10 protein-coding genes are annotated in these 12,410 nt (G+C 42.5%); 5 read left to right on the top strand and 5 right to left on the bottom strand.

Annotated elements, in window-relative coordinates:
• Positions 1 to 209: 209 nt before the first annotated feature.
• Positions 210 to 1,694 (bottom strand): coniferyl aldehyde dehydrogenase, encoded by a 1,485-nt coding sequence (locus tag JFC08_RS10675; RefSeq protein ID WP_198330672.1) that lies wholly within the window; start codon positions 1,692 to 1,694, stop codon positions 210 to 212.
• A 602-nt stretch (positions 1,695 to 2,296) separates the two neighbouring features.
• On the opposite strand from JFC08_RS10675, the gene lipB reads away from it, so the two are divergent.
• The 3 genes from lipB to JFC08_RS10660 all read left to right on the top strand — a co-directional run bounded on the left by lipB (position 2,297) and on the right by JFC08_RS10660 (position 4,492).
• Positions 2,297 to 3,124 carry a lipoyl(octanoyl) transferase LipB gene (gene lipB, locus JFC08_RS10670; RefSeq protein WP_198330671.1) on the top strand — a complete coding sequence of 276 codons (828 nt, stop codon included), beginning with the start codon at positions 2,297 to 2,299 and terminating at the stop codon, positions 3,122 to 3,124.
• Positions 3,125 to 3,332: 208 nt separating this feature from the next.
• The gene (locus tag JFC08_RS10665; protein WP_198330670.1) at positions 3,333 to 3,863 is read left to right on the top strand and encodes an inorganic diphosphatase; all 531 of its coding nucleotides are present in this window, start codon (positions 3,333 to 3,335) and stop codon (positions 3,861 to 3,863) included.
• 161 nt (positions 3,864 to 4,024) lie between these two features.
• The gene (locus tag JFC08_RS10660; RefSeq protein WP_198330669.1) at positions 4,025 to 4,492 is read left to right on the top strand and encodes a hypothetical protein; all 468 of its coding nucleotides are present in this window, start codon (positions 4,025 to 4,027) and stop codon (positions 4,490 to 4,492) included.
• A gap of 201 nt (positions 4,493 to 4,693) precedes the next feature.
• Here JFC08_RS10660 and JFC08_RS10655 read toward each other — a convergent pair whose 3' ends face one another.
• The 3 genes from JFC08_RS10655 to JFC08_RS10645 all read right to left on the bottom strand — a co-directional run bounded on the left by JFC08_RS10655 (position 4,694) and on the right by JFC08_RS10645 (position 9,165).
• Complete coding sequence (locus tag JFC08_RS10655) at positions 4,694 to 5,707, bottom strand: hypothetical protein (protein ID WP_198330668.1); 1,014 nt, start codon at positions 5,705 to 5,707, stop codon at positions 4,694 to 4,696.
• Between the two features lie 522 nt (positions 5,708 to 6,229).
• On the bottom strand, positions 6,230 to 6,622 hold the full coding sequence (gene cueR, locus JFC08_RS10650; protein WP_198330667.1) for a Cu(I)-responsive transcriptional regulator: 393 nt from the start codon (positions 6,620 to 6,622) through the stop codon (positions 6,230 to 6,232).
• A 65-nt stretch (positions 6,623 to 6,687) separates the two neighbouring features.
• Positions 6,688 to 9,165, bottom strand: coding sequence for a heavy metal translocating P-type ATPase (locus JFC08_RS10645; protein ID WP_198330666.1), 2,478 nt, complete (start codon positions 9,163 to 9,165; stop codon positions 6,688 to 6,690).
• Between the two features lie 149 nt (positions 9,166 to 9,314).
• On the opposite strand from JFC08_RS10645, the gene JFC08_RS10640 reads away from it, so the two are divergent.
• Positions 9,315 to 9,509 carry a heavy-metal-associated domain-containing protein gene (locus tag JFC08_RS10640; RefSeq protein WP_060490875.1) on the top strand — a complete coding sequence of 65 codons (195 nt, stop codon included), beginning with the start codon at positions 9,315 to 9,317 and terminating at the stop codon, positions 9,507 to 9,509.
• Between the two features lie 141 nt (positions 9,510 to 9,650).
• Here the strand turns inward: JFC08_RS10640 and cadR are convergent, their stop codons facing one another.
• Positions 9,651 to 10,061, bottom strand: coding sequence for a Cd(II)/Pb(II)-responsive transcriptional regulator (gene cadR / locus JFC08_RS10635; RefSeq protein WP_087814386.1), 411 nt, complete (start codon positions 10,059 to 10,061; stop codon positions 9,651 to 9,653).
• A gap of 152 nt (positions 10,062 to 10,213) precedes the next feature.
• Between cadR and JFC08_RS10630 the strand changes: the two genes are divergently transcribed.
• A complete protein-coding gene (locus tag JFC08_RS10630) occupies positions 10,214 to 12,367 on the top strand; it encodes a heavy metal translocating P-type ATPase (RefSeq protein ID WP_087814385.1) in 2,154 nt (717 codons plus the stop codon).
• Positions 12,368 to 12,410: the final 43 nt, after the last annotated feature.

Here is a 12,410-nt window from a genome sequence, read left to right as displayed (position 1 = left end):
GCTTAAAACTCTGAGAATATGGTGTGATGTTTAATCCTTATCTACTACAGCCCCTTAATTTTTTTTTATCGTTTACTTTTATACAAAAAAATAGCACCTACCTCAGTAGATGCTATTTTTTGACATTGCTTATATGATTGCTCACAATGATTAAGTATTTTTGTTTGCTTGAAAGAAAGCTATGTCAACTTTGCTCGCTTTAGCATTTGTTATTTTAAAAACATTGCCATGGCTTTTTTAAACAACCCGCCATAAGGTGGCAACAACAAATTCAACCCATTCAACTTGGATTGTACAAATACTGGTTTCATATGGCTAAGACGCTCGAATCCCGCTTTACCATGGTAAGCACCCGTTCCTGAGTCGCCAACCCCACCAAACGGTAAGTCATGCTGGGCAACATGTATCAGCACTTCATTAATACATAGGCCACCAGAGACCGTATTGTTACGTACTTTCTCTAGAGCGTTGTAGTTATCACCAAAAACGTATAACGCCAGTGGGCGTGGTCGCTCGTTGACAAAATAAATGGCATCATCAAGCGTATCGTAATGCATCAATGGCAAAATCGGCGCAAAAATCTCGTCCTGCATCACATCACTATCAGGGGCAGGCTCACTCACGATGACAGGCGGCATTAGACGCGTTTCGATATTAGACTCAGCATCAGTAAGCTTATGGATCCCATCGCTCGATAATCCATCTAAATAGCCTTTGACACGCTTAAATTGCTCGCCATTGATAATACGTGAGTAATCTGGATTGCTCTCAATATTTGGATAGTGCTTTTCCATCCACTCTTTTGCTAAACGGATAAACTCTTCATGATATTGGCGCTGAATCAGTACATAATCAGGCGCAATACAAGTCTGACCCGCATTTAGTGTTTTGCCCATCATCACACGATTGACGGCGTTTTCTAAGTTTGCGCCCTCTAACACGACGACCGGTGATTTACCGCCCAGCTCGAGCGTGACGGGTGTTAAGTTAGGAGCCGCCGCCGCCATGACTTTTTTGCCTACAGCCGTAGAGCCCGTATAAAGCAGATGATCAAAAGGCAGCTCACTAAAAGCAACCGCAATGTCTACCTCACCCAGTACGACACAAATCATGTCTGGTGAAAAATAACGAGCAATCGCACTGGCAAATGCTTGAGCGAACTGCGGTGCCGCTTCACTCATCTTGATCATAACTCTGTTGCCAGCAGTGAGTGCATCAATCATCGGTCCTACTGCTAAAAATAACGGATAGTTCCAAGGCACCATGATACCAACCACGCCCAATGGCTGAGGCTGGATTTCATTATGAGCTGGCATATACAGCGCTGAAATAGAAGCTCGCTGAACTTTCATCCATTTTTTACCGTGCTTTTTGGCATGACTGATACCAGTAAAGCTAGGAAACAACTCGGCAAACTGGGTCTCTGATTCGCTACGATAACCAAAGTCGGCACTGATCGCTTTGGCGAAACTGGCTTGGTTATCGCTAAGCATGACTTCTAGACTGTCTAGTTGGGTTTCACGAGTGGCCCAGTCATTGATTGGCTGCGTGCGACTGAGTGTTTGTAAGCGTGAAAATTGCGCTCGCATCTCATCAACCGTATTAGCAATACTAGGCGATTTTGGCACTGGTTGCTGCAACATATCCGTGTCGATTGAGGTCTGCTCATTCATGTTTTGATTATTATCTGTCATTTATCTTCCTTGTCATCTGCGTTGGAGTCAATATACTCTATTGGGTTAGAGACTCTGTATTTCTAGGGCTTGTCCTCATTTTAAAAATGGTGATAAACATGAGATAAATTGCCGTCAAACAAGGAAAGTAGCGCAAATAATATCGAGATATTAAGAAGCTATTTGACGATGTTTGGCAAAATTTAGCCATTTTTAGCCCATTTAGAAAGCAATCGATTGAATTGAGGACACGCCCTAATCAGCGGGTTACATTGACGATCACCCCTGAATATAAGTAATGCGATTCCATTCATTGCACTTTAATGTAGCGCATCAACGAATCAATGAACAGCACATTAAGTTGACTCCTGCGTCTGTATGAAATAAGTGTCTAGAAACACGCATCACAATACTAGAAATTTCATGTTAAGCACTGAGAACTTTTGCTTATTATGGCTACTCCGTTAGGGCATTTATCAGTGTTTTGATTGTTGAGTTTTACAGCGTGACCAGAGATAATCTTGGGTGCCAATCGCAAAAACTGCTACACTCACTATCGATATCACGACTGAATATCAGTGATACACCTCTTTGAACCAGACCACAATAAGACTGCGACTCTCATGCAAAACACCACGCAACAGCTTAATGACACACTGATCAGCAAATCTCTAACAACAGCCGATTACGTTCCCACTCTCGATGCGATGCTGGCACGTACGCTTGCACGTATTGACTTAAAAAAACAGCAAGGACTGCGCACACCTGACGAATTATGGATTGTCGATCACAATGATGTCTATACTTTAGGGCAAGCAGGTAAAGAAGAGCACATCTTGCAACGTACCAATACGCCTATTATAAAAACGGATCGCGGCGGTCAAGTGACATGGCATGGTCACGGGCAGCTGGTTATTTATTGGTTGTTCGATTTGAATAGCTTGGGCTGGAGTGTGCGCAACTTGGTCTCGCATGCCGAGCAAGCAATCGAAGATGTCATTAATGACTGTTTGCAAAATCCTTTTTCATCAGACCCTACAACCATTAGCGCCCATGCGCGCCGTGACGCACCCGGCGTTTATCTATATGCTGATACTTCTGTAGCAGATGACAGTGATGATGCCGATGCACCAGCCAACAGCACCTTCCTCGATGATAAAATCATGCTGGGGAAAATGGCGTCACTAGGCTTCAAAATTAAACATGGATTTAGCTATCACGGTATTGCGCTTAATTTAAATTGTGACTTGTCCGCATTTAATGCGATTAATCCGTGCGGTTATGCGGGGATGCAAATGTTACGGTTATCCGACTTTATGGCTATGCAAAAAGAGTCAGATGAACAAACTGGTGAAGCCTTAAGCTATGCGCAAGTGACCCAAAAACTTATTGATAACATTGCTAAGCGTCATGCCGGACTCATTGAGCTACGCGCACTCGCACCAAAGTGAGTTCTTTTAGTCCGTTTTTGCATAATCTTTTTTTGCATAATATCGTGCACGCTTAGACTTAAGCATTGTGAGAAAATTTGAGTCAAACTTGTTATAATCGCAGGCGGCACATATTGGGCACAGTGATAATATCGCAGTGCCGCGACGTTATTCTTTTATCATCACTTATTATTCAAGCACTTAAAACAAAAGCAAATTGGAGTACTTTATGGCAGATTTTAATAAAATTTTGGACGCAGGCGATGTAAACAGCGGCATTATCAACGTAGTAGTAGAAATCCCAGCTGGTAGCAGCCATAAAATTGAGTGGAATCGCGAACTGGCAGTATTTGAGCTTGATCGTATTGATCCACAGATTTTTGCCAAGCCTTGTAACTATGGTTTTATCCCGCAAACGCTTGACGAAGATGGTGATGAGCTTGACGTGTTATTGCTGACTGAGCAGCCGCTACCAACTGGTATTTTCCTAAAAGCCAAAGTCATTGGTGTGATGAAGTTCGTTGATGATGGCGAAGTCGATGATAAGATCGTCGTTGTACCTGCTGACGACCGTGATACAGGCAATGCTTATAACAGCCTAGCGGATCTACCAAAGCAGCTAATCAACCAGTTAGAGTTCCATTTCAGTCACTATAAAGATCTGAAAAAACCAGGCACTACGGTCGTTGAATCTTGGGGCGATGTTGCAGAAGCAAAAGAAGTCATCAAAGAGTCTATCCAACGCTGGAAAGACCTATAGGCCATCAAAAATTGGTAGAAATACTAATAAATGATAACTATTAAAATACCGCAGTCATTATCGTGATTGCGGTATTTTTTTGATTGAATATTACTGCTGTAAAATGGTTATAATAATCAACACTATCGATGCCTATTTTTCATATCGCCATAAGGACAGTCATGTTTAACCCCGACCCTAGCTCAAAATCAGTCAACCCAAAGCTGCCAAGAGACGTCATCATGATGATCGAAAAAAACAATTTAGTGATGGCGATCAAAACTTTGGCGGCAGATGAAGGCATTAGTATGGATGACGCCAAGAATAGGATTGATGCCTATGAGACACAATTAAAGGTGAAGCAGCAGCAAAAACTCAACACTATCGCCAGCAAGCAAGGCATTCCTAACCATGCTATTAGCTTTGATAGAGAGCAAGGTGCTGAGGATGAAACTGGACAGCTGATAAAAAATCGCGTCAAAACGACTAAGCAAAGTCGAGGATTCAAGAGCCTACAAAATGGTGTGGACAGCCAGCTTAATGATTTAGGCTATAAAAAACCGCTGATGCCCTATTGGCTGAAACGGCTATTGGTGATTGCCATCATTATGGCTGGATTATTTTGGATATTATGGCGGGTATTTGGTTAAATAGGACAGGATGTTGTCGTGTTAAATTTTATATAGTCTGTTATAAGTGGTTTCATTATACCAGTCTATTTTAAGTGGTCTGTTAATAGATTTGAAGGGTGAAACGTCTGGTTCTGTTGGGGTATATGTTGCTTAAACAGTATTTATTTATTTTCTAAAAATATTTAAAATGTATATCACCTAATTCCAGCTAGTATCTGGCTAGGGCAAAGTGTCAACTCGATCTTCCCAACGTCTTGCTTGTTCAGCATAATCTAGATCAATGGTCTTTAACCGCCCGTATAATTCTGTTAATTCATTTGTAGCAACATAACTTCCTTGCTTGGAAAGATCTTCAAGCTTCTTAAGCTTTGGGTCTAATAGTTGGTGAATCACATCTACCGTGGAATCATCAAGCTTTCTATTCATTCGACTGATGCAACTCTTTACTAATATAGCCTTCGTATCTAAATGCCCTGCTTTGGATAGCAAATAAGCAGTCACAGCTTCAACACTACTCTCAGTCTCATGCTGTAAATTAATAGGGTTGTTATCACTGATATGTCTTTGTTTTTCTGTGATTGCTACCGCAACCATATAATTTAGTAATGGTGACACATCGTTAGGGCTAAAGGATTGATGGTAGTCAACCACATAGCTCATATACTGCACGGCTTTAGCATCATCTTTAGGTGTAAATTCGCCTAGATAACTATAAACCGCCATATAGATGTATATGTTTATGAACTTGTCTGGATCGTGCTTTTTCTGTTTTACTGGTTCTACGTTTTTAATTATTTGGTCAAGTTCTTCATTATCTAAACCTTTATATTTAGAGAAGCCTTCTGGTACATCACGAATAATTATCTCCGCTATCTTGTCTAAATCGTGTTCAAGTTGCTGATACAGCGCCATAGCCTCTTTGTCACTACTGAATGGCTTACTGGCTTTGCATGGTTGAAAGTCTTCCACTTGAAGATCTAAGTCATTTGAATGAACTTCAATACCATTTGGCGTTTGTGTGAGATTATTCAGATCAATGGGCGTATCAGACTGTTCAATGTGCTTGTAGATGTTACAACTTGATGAGCTGTCAGTAACGCTTGATACGTTAAAAGACTGGTTAGGTGTGCTTTGAGCGATTGCCATTGATGACAGCGTAGAAAGCACAGCAGCTGAGAATATAGATAAAATTGGGTTTAGATAATTATTAATATCTACTTTTTTGTTGTACATAGTGCACTTTCCAATATATTCGATAAAGTGAGTTGTGACCATATCTTATACTTTGCAGGTTAATAACTTAAATTTACAAAACAGGGAACATACCGCACTTTCTTGTTTACGTCTGATACATGACTAGCAATAATAGCGGAAAACTCAGCGTTATAGTTTCAGAATAAAGTGGTTCGCAAGATTTGTTCATTTCTAGCCCAATCTATGACTTTTATGAGCGGTCTACGGTCTAACTGCTGTACGGCTAGAAAGTAACAAAAAGCTAATTATAGTTATTTTATGCAAACAACTACCATGGTCAACTGTTCAATAAAATAATATTTAGTTGAGGAGCCAAGAAAAAGCTTTTAGACAGTGCTAAAAATCTTATTTTGTTATAATTGAGGAATATTAAAATTGGAATACACACGCACAAAGAGCAAAAATCGACTACTTGTGAATCCAGAAAATTGGGAAGTTAGTGAGAATACTTATGGAATAGCACCTAAATACTACTATGATTAAGATTATATCTAATTTACTTTATTTGCCCTGTTCAAGATCTTTTAGTATGGCACAATCGGCGTTTGCATCACCTGAGCAATGATCAGCAGAAACCTGTAATAAGCTCACCATATCTTGCAATTGAGCTATTTTTTGATTTAAAGTTGCGATATGTTGCAGTGTCAATTGTTTGACATCAGCACTCTGCCGATCTGTATTTTTCCGCAAATCAAGCAACTCTTTCATCTGTTTGGACGAAAAACCTAAATCACGAGCCTGTCTCAAAAAGCATAAGTCTTTTATATCTTGTTTAGAATATATTCGATACCCTGAATTTGAACGTTTTGCGGCAGCAAGCAACCCGATTTGTTCATAATAGCGGATCATTTTGGGAGAGATTCCCGATTGCTCTGACGCTTGACCGATATTCATAACTTTCCTCCTGATATAAAAAGGGTTAAAGCCAAACGGCTACTTTAACCCTATATTAACAGTATCTAAGCTTTAATCACGGGCACCTGAAAGTACTCTAAGCGTAAGGCATTACCTAATACGAAAAAAGAGGATAGTGCCATTGCCCCTGCTGCAAAAATAGGTGACAACAAAATTCCAAATGCTGGATATAAAACCCCTGCGGCAATTGGAATTAAAGCAATGTTATAGAAAAATGCCCAAAATAGATTTTGTCGAATATTTTTGATGGTAGCCTGACTTAAAGCAATCGCATTAGGAACCCCTTGTAAACTACCTGACATCAACACTACATCTGCGGCTTCAATTGCCACATCTGTTCCTGTGCCAATTGCCAGTCCGACATCAGCTTGAGCGAGAGCGGGCGCATCATTGATACCATCACCAACAAAAGCCACTCGTCCATATTGTTGCTGCAGTTGACGTATCGCATCTACTTTTCCATCAGGCAACACTTCTGCGATCACTTGATCAATATGTAATTTTGCGGCAATCGCTTGCGCAGTATGGCGATTGTCGCCTGTAATCATTGCTACTTTTAAGCCCAGTTGATGTAAACCTGCAATAGCGGCATAAGTGGTGTCTTTAATAGGATCTGCAACGGCAATAATAGCAGCCAATTTCTGATCAATCGCGACATATATGGGGGTTTTAGCTTCTTGTCCTAAGTGCGCGGCTTCGTCTTTAAAGGGAGTAACATCAAGTCCTAATTGCTGCATATAACGATCAGCACCAATATGAACGGCTTGACCTTCAACTTCTGCTTTGATTCCAAATCCCGTCACAGAATCAAAAGTGGTAATCGGTAATAAGCTAATATTCTGTTGCTCTGCGGCCTGAACAATGGCTAGGGCAATGGGATGTTCAGATTTTGCTTCAACCGATGCCACAATGCGCAAGACTTGGTTCTGTTCGAACCCTTGTTGGACATGAAAATCTGTTAAGGTTGGTTTGCCTTCAGTCAATGTACCAGTTTTATCGACCGCAATGACTTTCACTTCCTGTAAAGCTTGTAATGCTTCACCTTTGCGGAATAAGACGCCCATTTCTGCACCGCGACCTGTGCCAACCATAATGGAGGTAGGTGTTGCCAATCCCATTGCACAGGGACAAGCAATGATTAGGACGGCAACGGCGTTGACGAGACTAAACGTCAAAGCAGGGTCAGGACCAAAAATAAACCACACAGCAAAAGTCAGAGTGGCTAAGAGCATGACCATGGGGACAAACCACATAGTGACTTTATCGACCAATGCCTGGATCGGTAATTTAGACCCTTGAGCCTGTTCAACCATGCGAATGATTTGTGCCAATACTGACGATTCCCCGATAGCAGTCGCCCGAAAATTCAAGGTCCCATTCTGATTGACCGTGCCTCCGACCACTTGATCACCCACTTGTTTTTTGACAGGCACGGGTTCACCTGTAATCATGGATTCATCAATATAACTTTGACCTTCAACGACTTCACCATCGACTGGAACACGCTCACCGGGACGAATCTCAACAATCGTTTCTGTGGTCACTTCTGCAATCGGCACTTCAATCACTTGCCCATTGTGGTGAACACGTGCTGTTTTTGCTTGCATACCCACTAGGTGTTGAATGGCTTGAGAGGTACGTCCTTTGGCTTTTGCCTCAAAATAACGCCCCAATAAAATTAAGCTTACAATCACAGCGGCCGCTTCGTAATAAACATTCACAGTGCCTTCAGGTAGAACTTGTGGAATAAATGTTGCGACTAGCGAAAAACTATAAGCTGCCAGTGTTCCAACAGCCACCAATGAATTCATATCTGGAGCAAAACGCCATAATGCTGGAATACCTTTTTGATAAAAACGTCGCCCTGGAAAGATGAGTACCAGCGTGGTCAAAACAAATTGAATCAGCCAGCTTTGTTGCGTGCCGATATTATCCATGACCCACATATGAAAAGCTGGAATCATATGTGACCCCATTTCTAGAATAAAAACAGGCACGGCTAGAATTAAAGAGATCGCTAAATCTCGTTTCAGCTGCTGCTGTTCCGTGGCTTTTTTATCCTGTTGAACACTCACACTCTGCTCAATCTGCTTAGCCGTGTACCCCGCTTTTTTAACGGCTTGAATCAAATCGCTGCTCTGTACTTGAGCGTTGCCTTGTACCCATGCGCGTTCAGTAGCAAGGTTGACGTTTGCTTGTTGTACGCCCTCGACTTTTTTTAATGCTTTTTCTACCCGTCCAACGCAGGAAGCACAGGTCATACCTTCTATCGACAGCTCAATCGGCTGAGATGCCAAGATCTTATAACCGGCTCGTTCTACTGATTTGGTTGCTGCGATAAGATCTAAAGGTTGAGACGAGGAAATCATGGCTTTTTCAGTCGCAAGATTCACCTCAGCATTTTCAACACCTTCAACTTTTTTTAATACTTTTTCCACTCGTCCCACACAGGAAGCACAGGTCATACCCCCAATGGGTAATGTTTCATTGTAAAGATAAGACTTACTATTTTCTGAGTTCATAACACCCTCTATCATGTTCAATCTGTTATCAACAGCATAGAGGTTGACATAATGGTAAGGTCAAGCGTTTTTTTAAAATGTGTTTGACCTTACCATCATGACAAGGCTTAAGCTTAGTGATGAAATAAAAACTTATTTGGAGAAAGGCTATGAAACTATGGATTGTAAATATGAAATGTGGCGGCTGTGCTCGTGGTGTGACAGCAACCATTCACGATATCGACTCAAACGCCAAGATTGACATTGATTTAGTAGCCAAAGTGGTCAGTATCGAAACCATCGCAAGCGTTGAGCAGATGACGGCTGCTTTAGCAAAGGCTGGCTTTCCTGCACAAGTGCAATGAGTCAGTCTGATAGACGCGCAGTCTATACGATTAACAGAAAGGATTATGGGCTGAATCATTTTGAATTTATTGACCACGCGCGTTTGGTGATAGGTCTACTTTTACGTATGAAAAGTGGATAATGTTACCAAAATGAATACTTTACTTATGACAGGAGTTATCGGCAAGCGCATGCAATATTCCGCAGGATTCAGCTAGCGCTTCACTTGCGCATTTTTGCCGCAACGCTAGTAGATGTTGCTTTAATTGTACCAGCTCTTCCATACGTGTTTCTACCGCATCGATATGCTCATCCAATAGCACATTGACCTCACCGCAGTTTTCATCAGGTTTATCTCTATACTGAAGCAGGGTTCGTACTTCATCCAAAGTCATATCGAGCGTACGGCAGTGCAGGATAAATTGTAGACGCTCAAAATGCGCCTCATTGTACAAACGATAATTGCCTTGGCTACGCGCAGGCTCTGGTAATAACCTCTCTTTCTCATAATAGCGAATGGTTTCGACCGTCGCACCGGTGCGCGTAGCAAGCTCACCAATCTTGATAAGCATGTGTATCTCCTTAAATAGTATTTTCTATTATCTAAAACAATAAAGTAACTATAAGGTTTGCTGATAAAAAATCAAACCCCTTTGTCGTTAAAAGCCTTGACCCTAAAGCTACTATAGGGTCCATAATGTCTTCAATAAGAGGATAAATAACTATGCAATATCATATTGAAGGTATGGACTGTGCCAGTTGTGTTGGCAAAATTGAGCGGGCACTAACACGTATGCCTGGTGTCTCTGAGGTTCAGCTAAACTTTTCGACTCAAAAGCTAGAGTTAACCCTAGAACCTGATACAAGTACTAACGTTAAAGATATCGAAAAGACTATTAAGCGCTTAGGGTTTGGTGTATCAGCGTTAACAAGTCAACAAAATGAGATGGGTATTGATGGTGGTCAAGCAGCGGTAAACGATCAGCGCTGGTGGCAAACCATAAAAGGCAAACAGGTCGTTGGTAATGGGCTTTTGATGAGTGCCGCATATATGTTGTCTTTAATTTTCCCTGAATATGGCGCATGGGTTTTTATTGCCGCTGTGGCTATCGGTGTCCTACCATTTGCCCGTAAAGCTTTTGCACTGGCGTTAGTAGGTTCGCCTTTTTCAATTGAAATGCTCATGTCTGTTGCGGCTATCGGCGCCCTTATCATTGGAGAGGCAGAAGAAGCTGCTGCCGTGGTGTTCCTATTTTCGGTTGGTGAGCTATTAGAAAGCGTCGCAGCTGATCGTGCGCGCGCTGGCATCAGAGCGTTATCATCACTAGTGCCAAAGACGGCTATTTTATTGGACGCGCAAGGACAACAACGTCAGGTGGCAGCGACTGCATTACAGATTAACGATAAGGTGCTTGTGCGTCCCGGTGATAGAGTTTCTGCTGATGGGGTGATTATTCAAGGGATATCTAGCCTTGATGAGTCACCTGTGACAGGAGAATCTGTTCCTGTTGCCAAAACCATAGGCGATGAGGTCTTTGCTGGATCTATCAACGTTGATGGAGTACTACAAATACGCGTAGAAAAAACAGCGGCAGATAATACAATTGCGCGTATTATTGAACTTGTGGAGCAGGCGCAAGCGTCCAAAGCACCGACTGCACGCTTTATTGAGACATTCAGCCGCTACTATACGCCTATCGTGATGGCGATTGCGGCGCTGGTCATTATTATCCCACCTCTACTGATGGGAGCAGAATGGGGAATATGGTTATATCGTGGTTTGGCGCTATTACTGATCGCCTGTCCTTGTGCTCTTGTGCTGTCAACACCTGCCGCTATTGCCTCAGGTTTGGCTGTCGGCACGCGCCATGGACTGCTTATCAAAGGCGGGAATGTCATGGAGTTGGTGGGTCAGGTCAGTACTGTCGCTTTTGATAAAACGGGTACTTTGACTGAAGGAAAACCACGGGTAACCGATGTTATTGGTTTTAAAACAGCGCATACCGCTGCTGAGGGTCACGATAAACTACTGTCACTATTTGCAAGCGTCGATGCTGCTTCTAGTCATCCACTTGCTAGGGCTATTGTGGATCATGCCAAAGCCGCTAACGTAGTCATACCTGAATCCTCCAACGCCTTTGCTACGGCAGGCAAAGCCGTTCATGCCACTGTCGCTGGACGCTCTTTGGCCATCGGCTCACCAGTCTACGTCGCTGAGAACGTTATGTTGTCAGCTGAGCAGCAGATTCAAATTGAGATGCTACAAAATGATGGTAAAACGGTTTCTATTTTGTTTGATGAGCACACGAGGGAGGCGCTCGGATTGGTCGCTCTACGTGATGAGTTACGAGAAGATGCACAGCAAGCCATTGCACAGCTCAATAAGATGAACGTGCGCTCTGTCATGCTCACAGGTGACAATAGCCGTACGGCAAAAGCGCTAGCCAGTCAGTTAGACATAGAGTGGCAAGCTGAGCTGTTACCTGAAGATAAGCTACGTCTACTCAGTGAGATGCAAAGCAATAGTAAAATAGCGATGATTGGTGATGGTATCAATGATGCACCCGCTTTGGCAGCGGCAGATATTGGCATTGCGATGGGCAGTGGCACGGATGTGGCTATCGAAACGGCTGATATTGCCCTATTAAAAAGCCGCGTGATAGACGTTGCTAACCTTATTGCCTTATCCCGCGCCACCATGAGAAATATCCATCAAAATGTCATATTTGCACTTGGGTTAAAAGGCATATTTCTGATAACCACTGTGCTCGGCGTGACAGGACTGTGGATTGCTGTGCTAGCGGATACTGGTGCTACGGTACTGGTGACGCTGAATGCATTGCGTTTACTGCGTTTTAAAGGAGTGTCTTCCCGTTAATGACAGTTCAAAAATAAAACGGTTATGGCTACATCAGTGGCCG

Source organism: Psychrobacter cibarius (assembly GCF_016107535.1).
Classification (GTDB): Bacteria; Pseudomonadota; Gammaproteobacteria; order Pseudomonadales; family Moraxellaceae; genus Psychrobacter; species Psychrobacter cibarius.
This window is presented reverse-complemented; position numbering and strand designations above follow the sequence as displayed.